The sequence below is a fragment of the Sagittula marina genome (assembly GCF_014196795.1).
Taxonomy (GTDB): domain Bacteria; phylum Pseudomonadota; class Alphaproteobacteria; order Rhodobacterales; family Rhodobacteraceae; genus Sagittula; species Sagittula marina.
This window is the reverse complement of sequence record NZ_JACIEJ010000004.1, coordinates 323,165-345,338: the sequence shown is the minus strand read 5'-3', so window position 1 is coordinate 345,338 and position 22,174 is coordinate 323,165. Positions and strand designations below refer to the sequence as shown.

15 protein-coding genes are annotated in these 22,174 nt (G+C 63.7%); 11 read left to right on the top strand and 4 right to left on the bottom strand.

What is annotated here, in order from left to right; genetic code table 11:
• Positions 1 to 230: 230 nt before the first annotated feature.
• The 4 genes from GGQ68_RS10110 to GGQ68_RS10095 all read left to right on the top strand — a co-directional run bounded on the left by GGQ68_RS10110 (position 231) and on the right by GGQ68_RS10095 (position 9,881).
• Complete coding sequence (locus GGQ68_RS10110) at positions 231 to 2,591, top strand: circularly permuted type 2 ATP-grasp protein (protein ID WP_246429329.1); 2,361 nt, start codon at positions 231 to 233, stop codon at positions 2,589 to 2,591.
• 28 nt (positions 2,592 to 2,619) lie between these two features.
• Positions 2,620 to 3,510: a transglutaminase family protein gene (locus GGQ68_RS10105; protein ID WP_183965574.1), complete on the top strand. Its 891-nt coding sequence runs from the start codon at positions 2,620 to 2,622 to the stop codon at positions 3,508 to 3,510.
• Positions 3,511 to 3,723: 213 nt separating this feature from the next.
• Complete coding sequence (locus tag GGQ68_RS10100) at positions 3,724 to 5,490, top strand: autotransporter assembly complex protein TamA (protein WP_183965572.1); 1,767 nt, start codon at positions 3,724 to 3,726, stop codon at positions 5,488 to 5,490.
• Entirely contained in the window at positions 5,490 to 9,881 is a 4,392-nt protein-coding gene (locus tag GGQ68_RS10095; RefSeq protein ID WP_183965570.1) for a translocation/assembly module TamB domain-containing protein, read from the top strand. Before GGQ68_RS10100 ends, GGQ68_RS10095 begins: the two co-directional genes overlap by 1 nt.
• A 136-nt stretch (positions 9,882 to 10,017) precedes the next feature.
• Here GGQ68_RS10095 and GGQ68_RS10090 read toward each other — a convergent pair whose 3' ends face one another.
• Positions 10,018 to 10,713, bottom strand: a complete 696-nt coding sequence (locus GGQ68_RS10090; protein ID WP_183965568.1) for a fumarylacetoacetate hydrolase family protein — start codon at positions 10,711 to 10,713, stop codon at positions 10,018 to 10,020.
• Positions 10,714 to 11,203: 490 nt separating this feature from the next.
• Between GGQ68_RS10090 and GGQ68_RS10085 the strand changes: the two genes are divergently transcribed.
• Positions 11,204 to 12,385, top strand: coding sequence for a pyridoxal phosphate-dependent aminotransferase (locus tag GGQ68_RS10085; RefSeq protein WP_221235562.1), 1,182 nt, complete (start codon positions 11,204 to 11,206; stop codon positions 12,383 to 12,385).
• Positions 12,382 to 13,320: a 2-hydroxyacid dehydrogenase gene (locus GGQ68_RS10080; protein WP_183965566.1), complete on the top strand. Its 939-nt coding sequence runs from the start codon at positions 12,382 to 12,384 to the stop codon at positions 13,318 to 13,320. The genes GGQ68_RS10085 and GGQ68_RS10080 overlap by 4 nt, the downstream gene beginning before the upstream one ends.
• A 44-nt stretch (positions 13,321 to 13,364) precedes the next feature.
• On the opposite strand, the gene GGQ68_RS10075 is transcribed toward GGQ68_RS10080, so the two are convergent.
• Both GGQ68_RS10075 and GGQ68_RS10070 read right to left on the bottom strand, forming a co-directional pair.
• Complete coding sequence (locus tag GGQ68_RS10075) at positions 13,365 to 14,120, bottom strand: SDR family NAD(P)-dependent oxidoreductase (protein ID WP_183965564.1); 756 nt, start codon at positions 14,118 to 14,120, stop codon at positions 13,365 to 13,367.
• Positions 14,121 to 14,226: 106 nt separating this feature from the next.
• Positions 14,227 to 15,348, bottom strand: a complete 1,122-nt coding sequence (locus GGQ68_RS10070; RefSeq protein ID WP_183965562.1) for a fumarylacetoacetate hydrolase family protein — start codon at positions 15,346 to 15,348, stop codon at positions 14,227 to 14,229.
• 357 nt (positions 15,349 to 15,705) lie between these two features.
• Here GGQ68_RS10070 and GGQ68_RS10065 point away from each other — a divergent pair, with 357 nt between their 5' ends.
• The 5 genes from GGQ68_RS10065 (at position 15,706) to GGQ68_RS10045 (ending at position 20,731) form a co-directional block, all read left to right on the top strand.
• On the top strand, positions 15,706 to 17,487 hold the full coding sequence (locus GGQ68_RS10065) for an IlvD/Edd family dehydratase (protein ID WP_183965560.1): 1,782 nt from the start codon (positions 15,706 to 15,708) through the stop codon (positions 17,485 to 17,487).
• Between the two features lie 119 nt (positions 17,488 to 17,606).
• Positions 17,607 to 18,344 carry an SDR family oxidoreductase gene (locus tag GGQ68_RS10060; RefSeq protein WP_183965558.1) on the top strand — a complete coding sequence of 246 codons (738 nt, stop codon included), beginning with the start codon at positions 17,607 to 17,609 and terminating at the stop codon, positions 18,342 to 18,344.
• 133 nt (positions 18,345 to 18,477) lie between these two features.
• Entirely contained in the window at positions 18,478 to 19,170 is a 693-nt protein-coding gene (locus GGQ68_RS10055; protein ID WP_183965556.1) for a GntR family transcriptional regulator, read from the top strand.
• A 2-nt stretch (positions 19,171 to 19,172) separates the two neighbouring features.
• Positions 19,173 to 20,018, top strand: coding sequence for a fumarylacetoacetate hydrolase family protein (locus GGQ68_RS10050; protein ID WP_183965554.1), 846 nt, complete (start codon positions 19,173 to 19,175; stop codon positions 20,016 to 20,018).
• 164 nt (positions 20,019 to 20,182) lie between these two features.
• Positions 20,183 to 20,731 (top strand): NADPH-dependent FMN reductase, encoded by a 549-nt coding sequence (locus GGQ68_RS10045; RefSeq protein ID WP_183965552.1) that lies wholly within the window; start codon positions 20,183 to 20,185, stop codon positions 20,729 to 20,731.
• 551 nt (positions 20,732 to 21,282) lie between these two features.
• Here the strand turns inward: GGQ68_RS10045 and metF are convergent.
• Positions 21,283 to 22,149 (bottom strand): methylenetetrahydrofolate reductase [NAD(P)H], encoded by an 867-nt coding sequence (gene metF, locus GGQ68_RS10040; protein ID WP_183965550.1) that lies wholly within the window; start codon positions 22,147 to 22,149, stop codon positions 21,283 to 21,285.
• Positions 22,150 to 22,174 lie beyond the last annotated feature (25 nt).

The following is a 22,174-nucleotide window of genomic DNA, read 5'->3' as shown; positions in this document are numbered from 1 at the left end:
GAGCGCTGAGACCGGTGGCTGAGGAGACGAAAGACAATCAGCCGCCACAGCGCGGCGGGGCAGAGGCGGGGGCCATGACCTCGGTCGAGGCTGCGCGCTCGGATACCATAAATGCGTCGCCGGCAGACATGTCGGCGGCCGCCACTGCGGAACGTCAACAGATGGCAGAGCAGCGCCAGATCGCCGACGCCTTGTCGGTGGCACAGGCGCGTGCCAAGGCGGCGCAGGCCATGGTTCTGGAATACCAGCCGCCCGAGGGCGTGGCGGATGAGCTGTTGCAGGCGGATGGCTCGATCCGTCCGGTCTGGCGGCCAATGATCGAACACCTCGCCACGCGGGGCGCAACCGCGCTGGCCGGGGACTTTGCCCGTGGCGACCAGTATTTGCACGACGCTGGCGTGTATTACCGCCAATATACCGGGTCGGACTCGGATGTGCGGGATTGGCCGCTGAGCCACATTCCAGTGATGATCGCCGAATCCGAATGGGCCGAACTGTCCGATGGACTGGTGCAGCGCGCCGATCTTCTGGAACGGTTGATGGCGGATCTGTACGGGCCGGGCAAACTGGTGGAGCAGGGGCTCTTGCCCGCGCAACTGGTGGCGCAGAACCCCGAATGGTTGCGTCCTCTGGTGGGCGTGCAGCCGCGCTCCGGCCACCATCTGCACGTCTTGGCGTTTGAGATAGGCCGCTCGCCAGACGGATCCTGGATCGTGTTGGGCGACCGCACACAGGCGCCGTCAGGTCCCGGTTTTGCGCTGGAAAACCGGATGGCCACGGCAAAGGTCTTTCCGGAGATGTTCGTCGAAGGGAACGTGCTTCGGCTGGCGCGCTTTTTCCGCGAATTGCGCGCGTCGCTACAGGACCTGCGCGGGCCCAATCAAGGGCATGCGGCCATCCTGACCCCCGGGCAGCACACCGACACCTACTTCGAACATGCCTATATTGCACGCTCGCTGGGACTGTTGCTGCTGGAATGCGGTGATCTGACGGTGACACCGGACGGCCCGATGGTGCGCACGATCAACGGGTTGGAACCGGTCAGCGTGCTCTGGCGGCGGCTGGATTCCCGCTTTGCCGATCCGTTGGAACTGGATGAGGCATCGGCCATCGGCATGCCGGGATTGGTCTCTGCGCTGCGCGCGGGGCAGGTGGACATGCTCAACGCGCTGGGGTCAGGCGTGCTGGAAGCGCGGGCGCTCATGGCGTTCTTGCCGCGCATTTGCCGGCAGTTGACCGGCGAAGCGCTGAAGCTGCCAAACATTGCCACGTGGTGGTGTGGTCAACCACGGGAACTGGCCCATGTGCGCGACAACCTTGGCAAGATGATGATTGCGCCGGCCATGTCTACCGCGCTTCCGTTTGAAGTGGACGGATCGACGGCGCTTGGGGGCAAGTTCCGCGACAATGCCCGGATCGCCGTAGGCGAGTGGCTGGAGGAAAAGGGCGCGGAGCTTGTGGGTCAGCAGGCCGTGACGCTGTCCACGACGCCTGCGATGATCGACGGACGACTGGTGCCGCGCCCCATGGTGATCCGCGCCTTTGCGGTACGCACCGCCCATGGGTGGGAGGTCATGCCCGGCGGCTATGCCCGCATCGGGCGAACCGAAGATCCCACCGCGCTGGCCATGCAATCGGGCGGATCGGTGGCGGACGTCTGGGTGGTCTCCGACGAGGACGTGCCCCCCGACAGTCTCACGCCGCGCGCCGACGGACCTTTCATGCGGCAGCGCCCGGAACGTCTGCCCGCGCGGGCGGCTGACAACCTGTTCTGGCTTGGCCGTTATGTGGAACGGGCGGAACACGCGGTTCGGACCATGCGCGCCTATCATTTGCGCCGCGCCGCCGTACGCCCGTTGGACAGCCCGCTTCTGGCGCTTTTGCGGGCGGATATCGCACGGCAGGGCATGTCAGAGGCCGCAGTGCCGCCGGAACTGTTGGGGTTGTTCACCGCGTCGTTGGCCTGTGTTGGCCACGTGCGGGACCGCTTTTCCGACGACGGCTGGCACGCGCTGAGCGATCTGTCGGCGCTGGCGCGCGACATGTCGAAGCGTCCCATGGGGGCGGGGGATTCCGCCGCGCGGGCCATGAGCGAGCTGCTGCGCAAACTTGCGGGCTTCTCCGGTCTCGTGAACGACAACATGTTTCGCGCAGCCGGCTGGCGGTTCATGAGCATGGGCCGCTCGGTGGAGCGGGGCATCCAGATGGCCGGAACGCTGGCGAATTTTGCCGACCCCAATGCGGCCACCGGTGGTCTGGATGCCGCCATCGAAATCGGTGACAGCGTCATGGCGCACAGGCGGCGTTACGCCGTTGCGACCCAACGTGAAACCGTGGTCGATCTGCTGGCACTGGACCCTGACAATCCTCGCGCCGTGGCCTTTCAGGTGGAGCGGCTGCGCAAGGATCAGTCGCGGCTGCCGCAACGCTACGACACGACGCAGATGGGTCCGATCGGGCGTGCGTTGCTGACCCTGTCCACGGATCTGTCGGTGGCCAAACCGGAAGACGTCGGTTCTGACAGGTTGCGCGATGTGGCGAGCCGATTGATGACCGTGTCGGACATGCTGTCCGCGCGCTACATGAGCTAAGTCATCCGACTGCAAACCTGGGGCTGCCATGCATTACGACATCACGCTTGAGATAGGGTATCGGTTTGAGCATCCGGCCACGGCGGCGCGCACCCTGTTGCGCATGTTTCCGATAAACACGTCCCGGCAGACGCTCCTGCATGGGGCGCTGATCTGCTCGCCCCAGGCCTCGGAACGGCGGGATGAGGTGGATTTTTTCGGCAATATGCTGACATCGCTGATGTTTTCAGCACCTTTGAAGAACGTGCTTTTTCGCTTCGAGGGGCGGGTGCAGCGCATCCCCTTCGATGGCGGACTGGACCTGTCACCTCCGCTTGCGGTGTTGCAACGAGAGATCGACGGCGTTGCGAGTTTGGGGCCACACAGCCCGCATCATTACCTTGGCCCGTCGGAGCGCGTTCAGCCGGTGGGCGAAATCGCCGCCTTTGGTCAGGATGTGACCGCTGCGGCGTTAACTACGCTGGAGGCCGTGCTGGCGGTGTCGCGCGGCCTGCACGCGCTGTTCGACTTTGACGCCACCGCGACCGACGTGGCGACCGACCCGGCAGAGGCCTTCGCCCAGCGGCGCGGGGTTTGTCAGGACATCAGCCATGTGATGATCGGCGCGCTGCGGGCCGTGGGGATCCCGGCGGGCTACGTGTCGGGGTTCCTGCGCACGCAACCGCCTCCGGGGCAGCCGCGGCTGTCAGGCGCGGATGCCATGCACGCCTGGGTGCGGGCGTGGTGCGGCCGCGAACTGGGCTGGGTAGAGATCGATCCGACCAATGATCTGCGCGTCGCTCTGGATCACGTTGTGGTGGCTTACGGCCGCGATTACGCAGATGTCTCCCCGGTCAAGGGATCGCTGCGCAGTGCGGGCCCACACAAGACGCAGCATTCGGTGGATATGGTGCCGGAAGTGCTTTCAACAGCGGGGTGACGTGCTGGAAATCTGCGGCAGCCGTGGCGTTTGCGCCGCCCGCATACACAAAATATGCGCGTTTTTATGCCGAAATGGTGTTTTGTTTCTGTCGGATGGACTAAAGTGATCTAGACTTCAATCGGACATGTCAAAGACTGAGCGTGAGGGATGAATATGGGCCTGAAACGGGCAGGGATAGCCTGCGCTGTTGGTGTAATGTGCTGTGTGCCCATGGGTGCGTCTGCGTTTGACAAGATCGACTTTCAGTACGCGGGCAAGGCGCCTGACGATCTGCGCGACAGTCTGGAGGCCGTGTCGCTTCTGGCCGAGCTGCGTGACGACGAGCAGAAGGCGCCACCGCAAGACGTGCTGGCCGCTGCTCAGGGCGATTACACCCGGCTGGTAGAGGCGCTTTATGCCCAAGGCTATTACGGCCCCGTGGTGCGTATCGAGGTTGATGGCCGGGAGGCCGCGACCATCCCGCCATTCAATACACCAAGCCAAATCGGCACGGTGACCGTCACCGTCCAACCTGGAAAACGGTTCAAGTTCGGCGCGGCGCAGGTCGCGCCCTTGGCGCCTGCCAGTCCTGAAACCGAAGGATTCCGCCGCGGCAGGCCTGCTTTGGCGACCGTCGTGCGCGAGGCGGCACAGAACGGTGTCACCGGCTGGCGCGCTGTTGGCCATGCAGAGGCGAAAATCGCCGACCAGCAGATCACGGCCCGCCACGACGCCGCGCGTCTGGATGTTGGCGTGACGCTTGATCCCGGCCGCCGCTATCGTTTTGGCGATGTGAACGTGACGTCCGAAAGCGCGGTAAAGCCCGCGCGCATCCGCCAGATCGCAGGCATTCCGCGCGGTGAGACCTTCGACCCCGACGCCGTGGAGAAGGCGGCCCAGCGACTGCGCGGCACCGGGACGTTCCGCTCTGTCGTGCTTCAGGAACAGCCCACGGCGGGCGAGGACCTCGACATCGGTATCGAAGTGGTTGATCGCAAACCGCGCCGCATCGGCGCGGGTTTGGAACTGTCGTCCTCCGAAGGGGTGGCGGTGTCCGGCTTTTGGCTGCACCGCAACATCCTCGGCGGGGCAGAGCGGTTCCGTATCGAGGGGCAGGCGAGCCAGCTGGGTGGCACGTCAGGCAACAAACCTGACTATTCGCTGTCGGCACGGTTCGAAAAGCCAGCAGTTTACGGCGCGGACACCCTGTTTTTCGCCACGGCGGGCATCTCCCGTGAGGATGAGCCGGATTACATTTCAGACACGCTGGAATTTGGCGTTGGTGTCAGTCAGGAGTTTTCGGACACCCTGACAGGAGAGCTGGGCTTCAACCTGTCGCGCTCGGAGGTCACCGACCTGTACCTGCCGGGCGATCCCACACGGACGCTGGACGTCTTTTCCATGCCGACGGCGCTGACGTGGGACAAGCGCAATGTGACGCTGAACCCCACTGATGGCTTCTACGTCCGGGCCGATGCAGAGCCATTTGCACTGCTGTCTGGCGCTGAATCGGGCGATGACACGGGGCTTCGCTTCATGCTGGATGCCCGTGCCTACAAGGGCTTTGGCGACGAGGACAAGGTGGTTGCCGCTGTGCGGATGCAATTTGGATCGTTGAGCGGCCCTGATGCCTCCAGTGCGCCGCCGGATTATCTGTTCTACTCAGGCGGTGGTGGGACCGTGCGCGGCCAGCCCTATGACTCGCTTGACGCGACCTACGACAATGGCGTGGAACTGGGAGGGCGCAGCTTTGTCGGCCTGTCCGGTGAGCTCCGCGTGGGCGTCACTGACAAGATCGGCGTCGTGGGCTTTTACGACACCGGATACATCGGACCAGAAAGCGTTTATGACGGCTCTGGCAACTGGCACGCGGGCGCTGGCCTCGGCGTGCGCTACGACACCCCCGTTGGCCCGATCCGGGTTGACGTGGCGGGGCCCGTCTCGGGCGATACCTCGGACGGCGTACAGTTTTACATAGGAATTGGACAAGCATTCTGATGCGTTGGCTCGTGATTTGCCTGACCTTGCTCTGCCCGCTTGCGGCGGCAGCGCAGGACGATGACCGTGGATTCATTCAAGGTCTGTTGGAGGACGCCCTGTCCAACGACAACATGACAGTACGGCTGGAAGGTTTCGCCGGGGCGCTGTCGTCGCGTGCGACGGTGGAGCGGATCACAATTGCCGATCCGCAAGGGGTCTGGCTGACCGCAGAAGAGGTCGGCTTGCAGTGGAACCGGTCTGCGCTGCTGCGTGGAGCGGTAGACATTCAGGAAATCTCCATGCAGCGGCTGTCCGTGCCGCGCTTGCCCAATGCGCCGGCAGAGACGCCCGCGCCCGAGGCGCGCAGCAGCTTTGCCCTGCCAGATCTGCCGGTGTCGTTGATCCTCGAACAGCTTGATGTGGCGCGTGTGGAACTGGGCGAGGCCGTCGCCGGGATAGAGGCGACGCTGCAGGTTTCCGGGTCGGCGTCGCTGGCCGGAGGCGAGGGCGAAGCGCAGTTGAAGATTGATCGACTGGACCGCGGCGGCACCATCGCGCTGGACGGCAGCTATTCCAACAATGACCGGGTGCTGGGGCTGGATCTCAGCGTGACGGAACCCGCGGACGGTTTGATCGTGAACGCGCTAGGCGTGCCGGGCGCGCCCTCTGTGGCATTGACCGTAAAAGGCGACAGCCCGATCGACGATTTCGCGGCGGCGATTTCCCTGTCCACCGATGGGCAGGAGCGCATCTCCGGCGATGTGATCCTGCGGGCCGATGGCGATGCTGGCACGAACCGGTTCCGCGTCGACATCGGCGGTGATCTGGCGGCGCTGGTGGCACCGCAATACGAAGAATTCCTTGGCGACGATGTGCAGCTGGCCGCAGAAGTGCTGCGACAGCAGAGCGGTGAGATCGAACTGTCGGAAATGACCCTGCGCGCCAACGCGTTGGGTTTGTCCGGGTATGCGTTGATCGGTGCGGATGGCTGGCCGCAACGGCTTGATCTGGATGGGTCGATCACGCCGCCCTCGGGCGAGACGGTTGTCCTGCCCCTTGGCGGGGACGAAACGCGCGTCGAAGGCGTGACCTTGACCGGGACGTTTGACGCAGAGAACGGCAATGGCTGGCAGCTGCAAGCGCAAGTGGTCGGCCTCGACCGTGACGGCGTGCTCGAACTGGATCGCCTTGATTTCACAGGTGCGGGCGAGATTGCGCGCGAGACGCAGGCGGTCAGCGGTGTGCTGGACATGCAGGCGCAGGGTTTGACCCTGGAAGACGAGGTGCTTGCGCGGACCGTTGGATCAGACCTGCGCGGGCAGGTGGGCTTTGACTGGCAAAAAGGCGCCCCATTGCAGCTGCGGGAACTGGATATTGCCGGAGCGGATTATGGTCTGACGGGGGCCGTCACCGTCGAGGGCCTGGAAAACCTTGAGATTGTCGTCACGCCTGATCTGGTGCTGAAGGCCGATGACCTTGGGCGCTTTGCCGAGATCTCCGGCCTTGCGTTGACAGGCGCGGCGGATGTGTCGATCACCGGGGAGGCGCAGCCCTTGACCGGTGCCTTCGACGTGGCGCTCGACGGAACAACGCGCGGGCTTGGCACCGGGATCGAGGCGCTCGATCCGCTGATTGACGGCGTCGGTTCCCTTCGGCTGGAGGCGCGCCGCGACGAGACAGGGCTATATGCCGACCTGTTGCGGATCGCCACGCAGGCGGCGCGTATCGAAGGGACGGCAGAACTGACCAGCGGCACGGGCAAAGCGGATCTGGATGTCACTTTGCGCGACACATCGCTGGTCTTGCCGGGTGTCGAAGGGCAGACCGATCTGACCCTGACGGCCGTGCAGCAACCGAACGGTTGGAAGGTCGATCTGGACGGAGAGATTCCGGATGTCGCGACCGTTCAATACAGCGGTCTGATCGATCCTTCGGTACAGAATGGGCCGGACGTGTCCGGTGTCCTGAACGCGCAGGTCGGACGGATGTCTCCTTTCTCGCGCGTTGCGGGGCGGGCCTTGTCCGGGGCGGCGAACCTGACGGTGACTGGCGAAGGCCGGGTCGCAGCGCAGACGTTCGACGTCGAGGTCGATGCGCGTACGGTGAACCTTAAACTGGACTTGCCGACGGTGGACCCGCTGCTGGAGGGCACTTCCCAGCTGTCCTTCAAGGCCCGGCGCGGCGATGATAAGCGCTTCGTTCTGGATGGGCTGACCTATGACGGGCTTGGCACGATCCGGTTGGATGGTACGCTCGAAGGGGCCTCGGTCGATGACCTGAGCGTGGATGGTCGGCTGGTGGCCGATCTGCCGCGGCTGTCGCCTTTGTCCGGTCTGGCGGGGCGCGCGGTGCGTGGTGCGCTGCGGGCGGATGTGACTGCATCCGGTGGCGTTCTGGACGGGCCGCTGGAGTTGTCCGGTATGCTCTCCGGCTCTGGCATTTCCCTGTCGATTCCGGCTGTTGATCCGCTTTTGGCAGGCGACGTACGGCTGGCGGTGGAGGCCACGCGCGATGCGCAGGGCGTCATCAATGTGCAGCGACTGGATCTGGACGGCCCCGCGACGGCGCAGTTCACCGGCACGGTTTCCGGCATTGGTGAAGAGCAGCTGAAAGTGGACGGTCAGGCCAGTGGTCAGGTGCCGAGCCTGTCGGCCCTCAACGGACTGACGGGGCAGCAGTTGTCGGGATCGCTGCGCTTCGATGCAGATGTCGCACTGGCACAGCCCAACGGTCCCGTGTCCGCGAATGGGACACTGGTGGCGCAGAACCTCGGGATCGGGAATGCATCTGTAGATCCGTTCCTGCGCGGCACCACCAATGTGGCGCTGAATGTGCAGCGCGATGCGGGTGGTGCGCTGCGCATCGAGCGGCTGACGGTGGATGGGGCGTCGATTGACGGCTCTGTCACCGGTCGGCTGTCACCGTCTGATGCGAACCTTGACCTGCAGGTCACCGTGGCCGGGATCGAACGGCTGGTGCCGGAGTTGCCCGGCTCCTTGCGGGTGTCAGGCACGGCGCGGCATTCCGGTGGGGATTGGCGCGTGAACCTCGATGGCACAGGTCCCGGCGGGATCGGCGCGCGGGTGAATGGCACGGTGGCGCAGAATTTCGCCACGGTGAACATCGACGTGAGTGGCTCTGCGCCGCTGGCGCTGGCCAACAGTCGCATTGCCCCCAATACGATAAGCGGTGTCCTTGACCTCGACGTGGCCGTGCGCGGTGCACCTCGACTTGAAAACGTGAGCGGCCGGGTGTCGACCAGCGGTGCGCGTTTCTCCGCGACGGCCTTCGACATCTCGCTTGATGATCTGAGCGGCGGCGTGTCCTTGCAAGGCGGGCGTGCACAAATGGATCTGACGGGCAGCCTGTCGTCCGGGGGCACGGTCTCGGCCTCCGGACCGATTTTGTTGAGCGCGCCCTACGGTGCAAATCTGGTGGTGGAGCTGCGCAATGCGGGGCTGCAACAGGCGGATTTGTTTGACACAACCGCGAACGGGCGCATCACGATCGAAGGTCCGCTGACCGGCGGCGCACGCGTTGCCGGACGCATCGACCTTGGCGAAGTCGAAGTCCGCGTGCCCACCATCGGACCAAGCTATTCGGCGCTGGACGGTCTGCGGCACGAGAACCTGCCCGCCGATGTGCGACGCACGCTGATGTTCGCCAATCTCGGCCCCAGCGCATCGGGGGAGACGGAAAAGACGAAATTGCCGCCTTATCCGCTGGATATCCTCGTGAGCGCGCCGAACCGGATCTTTGTCCGAGGGCGCGGTCTGGATGCGGAACTGGGTGGGTCGTTGCGCCTGACGGGCACCTCGGCAAACGTGATCCCGATTGGCCAGTTTGACTTGGTACGGGGTCGTCTGGACCTGCTGGGTCGGCGCCTCGATCTGACGCAGGGCCAGGTGTCCATGCGCGGCAGTTTCACGCCCTATGTGCTGTTCGAAGCATCTACCGAAGTCGAAGAGACCACCATCACCATCTTGCTCGAAGGGCCGGTCAGCGAACCGGAACTGACAGTGAACTCCTCGCCGGAACTGCCGCAGGATGAGGCGCTGGCCTTCTTCCTGTTTGGCCGCTCGGTGACAGATCTGTCGCCCCTACAAGCGGTGCAACTGGCGCAAGCCGTGCGCACGCTGTCGGGGCAGGGTGGTCTGGGTATTCAGGAGAACATCCGCTCTGGTCTGGGAGTCGATGATTTCGATGTCGGAACCACGGATGACGGCACGGTGGAGGCCAGCGTCGGCAAATATATCTCTGACAACATCTATACCGATGTGACCGTCGGCGCGGACGGCACGAGCGAGATCAACCTGAACCTGACTGTGACGCCAGAGGTGACGGTGCGTGGGCGTGTGTCCTCTGACGGGACCAGCGGCGTGGGGGTGTATTACGAAAAGGATTATTGAGGCTGTTTTGCCTTGAGCATCTTGAAGCGCGCGTCGGGATCGCCCGTCGCGCGCTTTTTTACGGCCTCGTTTTGCCTGCCGACAGGCTGGGACGAGACCGCAGCGGGGCCGGGTAAAGGCCGCGCCTTCTGAACCGTCAGCCGCGTTCGCCGATGGTGGTGGTCAGATCTGGCAGCCCGGCAATGGAGACCACGCAAGTGTCTCCCGGCACCAGCGCGCCAACACCCGCAGGTGTCCCGGTCATGATCAGGTCGCCGGGTCTGAGCGTCAGGGTCCGTGAGAGGATGGCGATCACCTCGGGGACGGACCAGATCATCTCGGCCAGATCCCCCTCCTGTTTGAGTGTACCGTTCACCGCCAGGGTGATCGCACCTTCAGACAGATGGCCGACCGAGGAGACAGGATGCACAGGGCCGATGACGGCAGAGTTGTCGAAACCCTTGGCCCAATCCCAGGGACGGCCCATTTCCTTGGCCACCGCTTGCAGGTCACGCCGGGTCAGGTCGTTGCCCGCAGCGTATCCCCAGACATGATCGAGCGCCGTGTCCTCGGAGATCGTCGTGCCGCCGGTGCCGATGGCGACCACCAGTTCGGCTTCGTAATGCAGGTTCTCAGTCTCGGGCGGGTAGGGGATGGTGCTTTTGTCCATCACGACCGCGTCGGCGGGCTTGGTAAAGAAAAACGGCGCTTCGCGGTCCGGGTCGCGCCCCATTTCGCGGGCGTGCGCGGCATAATTGCGCCCGACGCAAAAGATCCGCCGCACTGGAAACCGGTCCTCGGTTTCTGCCACGGCCACGGAGGGCTGCGCCTGAGGCTCCACCACATATCCCATATGTCACCTTTCTCTTCTTTCGCATGGCGCGCATGGTTGGCAACTCGCTCTGCCGCGCCCATGCAACGTGGCTGATGTATGTGGCCTGTGATGGGGAGGTCAACTGCACCGCGCCGGTCGGGACGAGACCCATCACAACTGGGGCGGACAGGCGGCGGCGCCCTCATCTGCGGGCCGGGCGTGTCGCATCCTGTTGGTCGACCTGCAAAGCGAGAGACTGACTTCAATCCCTGATCCGGGCATGGCAGCTTCCTGCCCGCGACTGAAGACGCAGTTTTGCGGCCACGGGACGCCTTCGTCGGGGCAGGTCGCGATCCTTCCTTTTGCGCGCACCTCAAACGCGACGACGATTGCTGCAAGTGAACGCACTGCATTCGTCGCTCTGTCGGCATCAATCACCAGGCGCGGGCGGCGGTGCGCTTTTAATGCCCCGCTCCTTGGTATACCAAAACGAAAACAGCCCTGTGCTGGGCCAGACGCGGAGGCGACCATGACCAACCTGAAACTCGCAACACGCATGTCCCGGCTGGGCACGGAGTCCGCCTTTGTGGTTCTGGCGCGCGCGGCAGAGCTGGCGCAGCAGGGGCGCGACATCATCAATCTGGGCATCGGGCAGCCGGATTTCGCGACGCCTGACCATATTGTAGAGGCCGCGGTGAAGGCGCTGCGCGACGGTGCGCATGGCTACACGCCCGCCAACGGTTTGCCCGCGCTGCGCGAGGCCGTGGCCAAGGATCTCTACCGACGGCACCACGCCGAGGTGGACCCCGATTGCGTCGTGGTGGTCCCGGGCGGCAAGCCGACGATGTTCTTTGCCATCAGTATGTTTGGCGAGGCGGGGGCAGAGATCATCTACCCCAATCCGGGTTTCCCGATCTATGAGTCGGTGATCCGCTACACGGGCGCGACCCCGGTGCCGATGACCCTGCGGGAGGAGGATGGCTTTGCCTTTTCCGCCCAGGAGGTGCTGGCACAGATCACGCCAGCCACGCGGCTCATCATCCTCAACTCGCCTGCGAACCCCACCGGCGGCGTCACGCCCAAGGCCGAGATCGACGCGCTGGTGGCGGGGCTGGAGGCCCATCCACAGGTGGCGATCCTGTCGGATGAGATCTATTCGACCATGCTTTATGACGGCCGCGAGCATGTCTCGTTGTTGCACTACCCGCAGATCCGTGATCGTTTGATCGTTCTGGACGGCTGGTCGAAACGGTATGCCATGACGGGCTGGCGGCTGGGCTACGCGGTTTGGCCAAAGGACCTGGTGGAGCATGTTACGCGGCTTTGCGTGAACGACCATTCCTGTGTCAACGCCGCAACCCAACATGCCGGAATTGCCGCGTTGGAGGGGCCGCAGACAGCGGTGGAGGCCATGAACGCCGCCTTTGACGAAAGACGTCAGGTGATCGTAGAAGGGCTGAACGCATTGCCGGGGGTGCGCTGCGCCGATGCGGCTGGAGCGTTTTACGCCTTTCCCAACGTCGCAGGCACGGGATTGACCGCTGCTCAGGCGCAGACGCTGTTCCTCGAAGAGGGCGGTGTGGCGACCGTGGCAGGAACGAGCTTTGGCGCATCGGGAGAGGGCTTCGTCCGCTTTTCCTACGCCAATTCAACACAGAACATTCGCGAGGCGCTGTCGCGCATCGCAACGCTGCTGGAGGCACGTATATGACAAATTTGATGATCGTCGGGTCCGCATTTACTGATGAGGAACGTGGTCGACTGTCCGGCGCCCATGCGGCCGGCTTCGTTGCCACGCCGCAGGATATTGCGACCATGGACATGACCCTGCGCACCGAGGTCCGCGCGGTGGCCTACAAGGGCAATGAGCTTTTCGACGATGCCGCGATGGCCGCGCTGCCGAACCTTGGGCTGATCGCAAATTTCGGTGTCGGATACGACAATATCGACGTCGACGCCGCGACCGCCCGAGGGGTGAAGGTGACGAACACGCCCGACGTTCTCAACGACGATGTGGCGGACCTTTGTGTCGGCATGATGCTGGGGCTGGCGCGCGATATGGTGCGCGGGCACCTGCTGGTGGCCTCAGGCAAATGGGGCGAGCAGACTTTGCCGCTGAACCGCAAGATGAGCGGCGCCAAGGTTGGCATCGTCGGGCTTGGGCGCATCGGGCGCGAGATCGCTGACCGTCTGGCCGCCTTCAAGATGGAGGTGCATTACACCTCCCGGTCCGAAAAAGAGACACCCGGATGGACCTATCACACGGATCTGGCGGAGATGGCAGGGGCCGTGGACTGGCTGGTGGTTGCGCTGAAAGGCGGGCCTGAAACCGAAGGCCACGTGAGCCGCGCCGTGCTCGAAGCGCTGGGACCGCAAGGCATCCTGGTGAACATTTCGCGCGGCACCACGGTGGACGAGGAGGCGATGCTGGACATGCTGGAAAGCCGCAAGCTGGGCGGGGCGGCTTTGGACGTCTTCCTCAACGAGCCATCCATCAACCCGCGGTTCCGGCGTTTGCCCAACACGCACCTGCAGCCGCATCAGGCCTCCGCCACCGTGCAGACCCGCACCGCCATGGCGGATTTGCAGCTGGCAAACGTCACCGCCTTTCTCGATGGGCGGGATCTGGAAACGCCGGTCAACTGACAGGCAGGGGACGGGGCATAGCCCCGCCCGGGTGGTCGGCGGGCTCAGATAGAGCCTGCCTCCACCATGTAGTTGTTGGCCGAGCACATGGCCGCATCGTCGGACGCCAGAAACAGCACCATGCGCGCCACGTAGATCGGGTCGATCAGGTCCGGCAGACACTGGCCCTTGAGGTGTTCGTCAAGCGCCTCGGGCGTGGCCCACAACTCCTTTTGCCGCTCCGTCATGATCCAGCCGGGGACAACGGCGTTCACGCGGATGCGGTGCTTGCCAAACTCCATGGCCGATGACCGCGTCAGCCCGTGAACGGCGGATTTCGCGGCGGTGTAGGCCGGCATGCCCGGCGATTTCTGCCACCAGGAGTTCGACCCCATGTTGATGATGGAGCCGCCGCCGGCCTCGATCATTCCGGGTACAACTGCCTGAATTGCAAAGAACATATGCCGGAAGTTGGTGGCAAAGCGTTCGTCCCAGTACTCGGGTGTGATGTCCTGCCAACCGTGTCGGTCGTCGCGGGCGGCGTTGTTCACCAGAACCGTCGGTGCGCCATTCTGCTCTGCGATCCGCTCGAAGGCCGCGCGCATCTCCGCGATGTCACGCAGGTCGCAGAACGCGTAGGTGACAGTGCCGGGCGTGTCTTGGACCAGCTTTTCCGAGGTCTCGCGGTCAAAATCCACAAAGCCGACCTTGGCGCCCTGTTCGGCAAAGCAGCGCACCATGTCGGCCCCGATGCCGGAGGCGCCGCCGGTGATCAGCACCGATTTGTCCTTCAGGCTGGGGTACGTGGCAAAATTCGGCATGAGGTGTCCTTTCAAAGGGGCGGTCGGCCCTTGGGGCCGTGTAAGTTACTGCGATCGTGGCCGGGGCTGGACCGTGGGGGCATCTTGCGGAGGGCGAGGATGTGCCTCACAGCAGGCCGCGCCCGGCGAGGTTGGCCATCAGCGCCGTGATCCCGAGCTGCCAGGGCGGGCAGTCGGTCGACAGCCGAACCGTGTTGGTGAGTGTTCCCAAAGAGGGTTCCGAGATGGACACCACATCGCCGACCTTGTGCGTGAACCCCTGTCCGGGCGCGTCGCGGTCCTGGGTCGGGGCAAAGAGTGTGCCAAGATACAGCATGAAGCCGTCGGGATATTGATGATGCGCGCCAATGGTCTGCGCCACGATGGAGGCAGGCGTGCGACTGATCTGCGACATGGAGGAGCGGCCATTGAGCGTGAAGCCATCCTGTCCGGTGACGGTCAGCGTCAACTCCGCCTGCTGCATGTCGTCCATTGTATAGCTGTCGTCGAACAGGCGCAAAAACGGCCCAATGGCGGCGGAGGCGTTGTTGTCCTTGGCCTTGCCCAGCAACAGGGCGGAGCGGCCCTCCACATCGCGCAGGTTCACGTCATTGCCCAATGTCGCGCCGACGATCCTGCCGGTGGAGGTGACGGCAAGCACGATTTCCGGCTCCGGGTTGTTCCAGCGAGAGATCGGGTGCAGGCCGACATCCGCCCCATGACCCACGGCCGCGAGTGTGGGGCACTTGGTAAAGACCTCAGCATCGGGGCCGATGCCCACCTCAAGGTAAGGGGACCAGAGCCCTTCGGCCTGCAACACGTCCTTCACCTGCAACGCTTTGTCGGATCCGGGCGTGACCCCCGCAAGGCTGTCGCCAATGACGGCGGTGACTTTCTTCCGGATGGCTTCGGCCCGGTCGGGATCACCTGCGGCCTGCTCCTCGATCACACGTTCGACCATGCTTTGGGCAAAGGTCACACCGGAGGCTTTGATGACCTGCAGATCACAGGGCGCGAGCAGGGTCAGATCGTCGGGCAGAGGATCCAGCGGGCCGAGATCGGTGCCTTTCCGCTCCGCAATGAACGTCAGCAGATCGTCGCGTTCCAGCAGGGAGGACATGGTCGGGGTGGCGCGACTTGTGATGTCAAACAGCCGGTTGTCACGCAGCACCGCGATGATCGGCCCGTGGCCTTCGTGCCAGAGGCGAACGAGGAAAGTGCCGTTTGGATCGGGCATGGACAGGGTCATTGCAGGTCTTTCCGGGCTAGGCTTGGGTCTTCGACGGACCCCTTTGGATCAGGTTCAACAGGAGGCGCAAAAAACCAAAGCGGCACAGATGCCAGCGTCTGGTCCTGATTGTCGTCTCCCGCATATTTCGGCTGGCGCTTGCATCGGCGCGCAGATGGTATACCATTTTGAGGTAAGCGCGCTGCACGGCCCATGTCAACCAGATGGGAACGGCGCGGCAACGGCTCCTCTGGCACGACGCGGCGCTCCGTGGATGCCGCTTTGACCCAGGCGTGCCGATACAATGAGATGACCGCGCTGCGGGTAAGACCCGTCACGCCATAGCAGACAGCCCCGACTACGGGGCAGGGAGAACACATGTCAGACACCCGTGCCAACAAGCGGTTCCGCAGCCAGGAGTGGTTCGACAATCCCAACAACCCGGGGATGACCGCGCTCTACGTGGAACGCTACCAGAACAGCACCTACAGCCGAGAGGAGCTGATGTCCGAGCGTCCGGTGATCGGCATCGCCCAGACCGGCAGCGATATCGCGCCCTGCAACAAGATCCACGTCTTCTTGATGGACCGGATCAAGGCAGGCATCCGCGAGGCGGGCGGCATTCCGATGGAATTCCCTGTGCACCCGATCCAGGAAACCGCCAAACGTCCCACGGCGGCGCTGGACCGGAACCTGGCTTATCTCGGTCTGGTGGAGGTGCTGCACGGCTATCCGCTCGATGGGGTGGTGCTGACCACGGGCTGTGACAAGACCACGCCCGCCATGCTGATGGGCGCGGCGACAATGGACATTCCGGCCATTGCGCTGAACGGCGGGCCGATGCTGGATGGCTGGTGGAAGGGCAAGCGCGCGGGCTCTGGCGCGATCATCTGGGAAGGCCGACGGCTGCTGGCCGAGGGCAAGATCGACTACGACGAATTCATGTCGCGGGTCTGTTCTTCGGCGCCCAGCCTTGGACATTGCAACACCATGGGCACGGCCTCGACCATGAACGCCATGGCAGAGGCTTTGGGCATGACGCTCACCGGCAACTCCGCCATTCCCGCACCGTTCCGCGAACGGATGGCCATGGCCTACGAGACCGGCAAACGCATCGTCGGCATGGTGATGGAGGATCTGAAACCCTCGGACATCCTGACGCGGGAGGCCTTCGAGAACGCGATCGTGGTGAACTCGGCCATCGGCGGGTCGACCAACGCGCCACCGCATCTTCAGGCCATTGCGCGTCATGTGGGTGTGGCGCTGGACGTGAAGGATTGGGAGACTGTCGGTTTCGACGTGCCCTTGATGGTCAACATGCAGCCCGCCGGGGAATACTTGGGCGAGTCCTTTTTCCGCGCGGGCGGGGTGCCTGCGGTCATGGGGGAACTGCGCAAGGCCGGACGGCTGCACGAGGGCGCGATGACCGCCACGGGGCAGACCATGGGCGCAAACCTGACCGGCTGGGAAAGCGCCGACCTCGACGTGATCAAGACCTATGACGCGCCGATGCGGACCAATGCGGGCTTCAAGGTACTGTCGGGCAACCTGTTTGACTCTGCGCTGATGAAGACATCGGTGATCTCCGCCGACTTCCAGCGGCGGTTCCTGTCGCATCCGGGGCAGGAGGGCATTCACGAGGCCCGCGCCGTGGTGTTTGAAGGCCCCGAAGATTACCACGACCGGATCAACGACACCGCGCTTGAGATCGACGAGAACACCATTCTGTTCATCCGCGGCGTTGGTTGCGTGGGCTACCCCGGCTCGGCGGAGGTGGTGAACATGCAGCCGCCGGATGCGCTGATCCGCGCCGGGGTGAACCATTTGCCCACAGTCGGGGACGGTCGGCAGTCGGGCACATCTGAAAGCCCGTCGATCCTCAACGCCTCGCCGGAATCGGTCGTTGGTGGCGGTTTGGCGCATCTGCGGACCGGCGACAGGGTCCGTCTGGACCTGAACGCTTCACGCATGGATGCGCTGGTGGACGAGGCCGAATGGCAGGCGCGCATCGACGCGTGGGAGGCCCCGGAACTGGTGCATCAGACCCCGTGGCAGGAAATCTACCGCACCCATGTCGGGCAGTTGGCGCAAGGCGGATGCCTTGAGCTGGCCACAGCCTATCAGAAGGTCCGAGAAACGCTGCCGCGCGACAACCACTAGGGTACAAGCGGGTCTCGCAGGACGGGGGGCGTGACCCTCGGCCTGCGAGACGCCGCTCGACTGTCGTTCGGGCCAGACTGTAGGCCAGAAGTGGCGTGGGCCAGAAAAGGAGTGCTCAGATGAGCAAGACGATCATCATAACCGGCGCAGGGCAGGGCATCGGCAAGGCCTGCGCGCTGGCGTTCCTCGAGGCGGGCTGGCAGGTCGGTCTGGTGGGGCGGCGGCCGGACCCGTTGAAAGAGGTTGCCGCCGGTCATGCGGGCGCGCTCGTTCTGCCCGGAGACGTGACCGATGAAGCGCAGGTGGCAGAGGTGTTCAGCCGTGCCGTGGCCGCGTGGGGCCGGATCGACGCCCTGTTCAACAACGCGGGCGTGTCGGTGATGGGCGGCAGCATAGACGAGATCGCGGTCGATGACTGGCAGCGCTGCATGGACATCAACGTGACGGGATCTTTCCTCTGCGCTCAGGCGGCCTTTCGGCAGATGCGGGCGCAGTCGCCGCAGGGCGGGCGGATCATCAACAACGGTTCCGTGTCGTCCGAGGCACCGCGCTGGGGCTCTGCGCCTTACACCGCGTCGAAACATGCGATCACCGGGCTGACGCGCTCGATTTCGCTGGACGGGCGGCCCTACAGTATCGCCTGTGGACAGATCGACATTGGCAACGCGCTGACGGACATGGCGCAAAAGATGACCGAGGGGGTGCCTCAGGCGGATGGCTCCATCGCGGTGGAACCTGTGATGGATGTGGCACATGTTGCGTCATCCGTGCTGCACATGGCCGAGCTGCCCTTGGACGCCAACGTGCAGTTCATGACAGTGATGGCGACCAACATGCCATTCATCGGGCGCGGGTGATGGCGGGTCACACCGCCGAGTAAACCGCGCACCAATGGCAGAGGTCTGACTGCCTGGGAAAGGTCGCCCGCGGTCCCAAAGCACCCGCAGTCACGCTGCATCAAGACCACCACAGCCCAGGAGAGGCGGTTTCATGTCAGAGCAGACATTGCCAGAGCAGATCGCCAACAGGCTGCGCCGCGACATTCTGCGCGGCGAGCTCGAACCCGGCACACAGGTGAAGGAGCGCGATCACGCCAGCGCGATGGGCGTCAGCCGGACCCCGATGCGCGAAGCGATCCGCATTCTTGCCAAGGAAGGGTTGCTTCTGCTGCGGCCTGCGCGCTCTCCCATCGTGGCGGAGCCGTCCTACGAGAGCGTCGCTCAAAACGTCGAGGTCATGACCGCGCTGGAATTGCTGTCGGCGCGGCTGGCCTGTGACCGGGCCTCGGACACGGAGATCGAGCAGATCGCCGCGCTCGCCGACCGTATGGCTGAGAGCTACGACACCATGGACAAGCTGGACCTGTTCGAGCTGGATATGGCGTTTCACCGCGCCATCACGGACGCGGCGAAAAACCCCGTTTTGGCAGAGATGCATCAGGCGCTCGTGGCCCGCCTATGGCGCGCGCGATACCTGTCAGCGACACGCAAAAGCGCGCGCGAGCGTGTGCTGCGACAGCACGAGGGCATCGTCGCCGGGCTGCGCGCCCGCGACGCGAACAAGGTGACGGAAAACGTGCGCGCGCATCTGGTGCATTTGATGCTCAATGTAAAAGACTTCTTTTCCAACGCGGGGGACCTTTCCGCGAAAGGAAGAGACAATACCGATAAATCAGGGAGTTGACTATGAAGCTGTTGCGGTATGGGCCAGCAGGCCAGGAAAAGCCGGGCGTTCTGGACGAGCAAGGTCAGGTGCGCGATCTGTCCGATCACGTCCGCGATTTCGCAGGTGACGGGGTGTCCCTCGAGGCATTGAATACTCTGCGCGCCTTGGATCTGTCGCAGCTTCCGCTGGTGGCAGAGCCGGGGCGGATCGGGGCGTGCCTTGCCTCGGTGCCGAACTTCTATTGCATCGGGTTGAACTACGCGAAGCACGCCGCCGAGACGGGCATGGCGGAACCGGCGGAGCCGATCGTGTTCAACAAGGCGACCTCTGCGTTGTCCGGCCCGAACGATCCGGTGATCATTCCGCGCGGCGCCGAGAAGGCCGATTGGGAGGTCGAGCTGGGCGTGGTGATCGGCAAGGAGGCGCTTTATGTCTCCGAGGCGGACGCGCTGGACCATGTTGCGGGCTACTGCGTCATCAACGACATGTCGGAACGGTCGTTTCAGATCGAGCGTGGCGGACAATGGGTGAAGGGCAAATCAGCCCCGACTTTCGGCCCCACCGGCCCGTGGCTGGTCACCGCCGATGAGGTGCTGGACCCGCAAAACCTGCGCGTTTCTCTCATGCTGAACGGCGAGACCGTGCAGGATGAAACCACCGACGACATGATCTTTACCGTGGCGCAGATCATCTCTCATATGAGCCAGTTCATGAAGCTGGTGCCGGGGGATATCATTGCCACGGGCACGCCGTCCGGCGTTGGCATGGGCATGAAGCCGCAACGCTTTTTGAAACCCGGCGACGTGATGGAATTGACCATCGACGGACTGGGCACCCAGCGCCAGGAAACCGTCGCCGCAGAGTAACCTTGGCGGAAACAGAGAGGCCGGGGCGCAGCACATTCCGGCCCCTGTCGTGCGCGTTGAGGCACCGCGCGTGTTCGACCCTGTGCAGATGACGTTTGCGCAACGGGTCCTACGTTACCTTTCAGAAGGGCCGACAGGTCCAAAGGAGACAAAGGAGAACACTCATGGCATACACCATCGCCGTGCTCGTCGGGTCGCTGCGCGAAGCGTCGCTGAACCGCAAACTCATCACCGAGATGACAAAGCTGGCGCCCGATACGCTGAGCTTCAAGTTCATCGAGATCGCGGACCTGCCGTTCTACAATGAAGATTTGGAGACCGACACACCGCCAGCACCCTGGACGAGGTTCCGCGATGAGATGAAGGATGTGGACGGCGTGCTTTTTGCCACGCCCGAATACAACCGCTCTCTGCCAGCGGCGATCAAGAACGCATTGGATGTTGGCTCGCGGCCTTATGGTGACAGCATCTGGGCCGGCAAACCTGCCGGGGTCGTGACCGCGTCCATGGGTGCGACGGGCGGCTTTGGCGCCAACCACCACCTGCGTCAGGCGCTGGTCTTCCTCGACATGCCGACGTTGCAGCAACCCGAGGCCTACATCGGCAAGGTGCAGGATATCCTGACCGATGACGGCGTCGTCGACAGCAGCCGCGACTTCCTGGCGGGCTTCATGTCGCAATACGCGAAATGGGTCGAGACCTTCAAAGGTTGAGGCATTTGCCCGCTGGCACGGACGCTTGGCGGCTTGCTTGTTGGTCCGGTCAACCCGGTCAATATGGCGGCGTCTAGCGTCTCACGGAAAATACACTCAGCGGCTACCGAGACATCTCGGTAGCCGTTTTATTCCAAACGTCTATTTTCAGGGTCATTTGCACGAGCCGCGGCAGTTCTGGCTCACCGCAAGACAGATGAAAAACCGCTCCGGGATTTCGTCGTCGGTCAAACCCGCCGACGGTCCATGCAGATCTACAGATCCCATTGACAGGTTGACGCCGAAAGCCCCGTGGTCGCGTGTTCCCTCAATAAAAAAGCTATCAAACAACGCCGGCAGATATCAGCTGCGCGCCCTGTGCCAAGGCCAAGGCGCGGCGCGGTGTTTCACACCGAAACCATGATAGACCGCGTGTCATCCTTGGCGAAGGGGCACTGCAAATCCCGATATGCTCATCACAAAGGAAAACCACCGGACAGCGAATTGCTCCCCGGTGGTCATGTCTAAATCCCGATACGGCGCATCAGCATGGGTTCTGATGCAGGGCCGTTTCAGGCGACGTTTTGCAGCTTGGCTTCCGGTGTGACGCCCAGTGCAAAGCACACGTCGCGGGTCAATTCGGGGCGGTTCAGCGTGTAGAAGTGCAGCTTGTCCACGCCGCCTTGAAGCAGTTCATCACACAGCTCAGTGCAAATTGCGGTGGCCAGCAGATCTGTCCGACCATCGCGCTCTGCGGTTTCAAAGGCTTCGATCACCCACTGCGGAATCTTCGTGCCGCAGCCCTCGGCAAAGCGACGGGCGCCTTTCCAGTTCTCGATCGGCAGAATGCCCGGCGTGATATACTGGTCGATGCCCGCCTTTGCACATGCATCGCGGTAGCGGAAGAAGGTTTCCGACTCAAAGAAGAACTGGGTCAGCGCCTCGGTCGCGCCGGCGTCCAGCTTGCGCTTCAGCCAGTCGATGTCCGCCTGCGCGCTTGCAGCTTCCGGATGGATGTCAGGGTATGCGCCGACCCGGATGGTGAAATCGCCGGTGTCAGACAGCGCTTCGATCAGCTCGACCGAGTTGTTGAAGCCCTCGGGGTGCGGGGTGAACCCAGCGGACCCTTTCGGCGGGTCGCCACGCAGCGCCACGATGTCGGTGACGCCGACCTTGGCGAAGTCCCGCGCCACTTGCAAAGTCTCGTCCCGGGTGGCGTCGACGCAGGTCAGGTGGGCGGCGGTGCGCAGGCCGGAATGCTTGTGGATGGTCGCCACGACGTCGCGCGTCAGATCCCGTGTCGTGCCGCCCGCCCCATAGGTGACGGAGACAAAGCGCGGTGCCAGCGGAGCCAGAACCTGCACCGAATCCCAGAGCCGGAACGTGCCTTCGATGTTTTTCGGAGGGAAGAATTCGAGGCTGATCTCGGGTTTTGTCATGTCACTGTCTCTCTCGGCTCGGGAT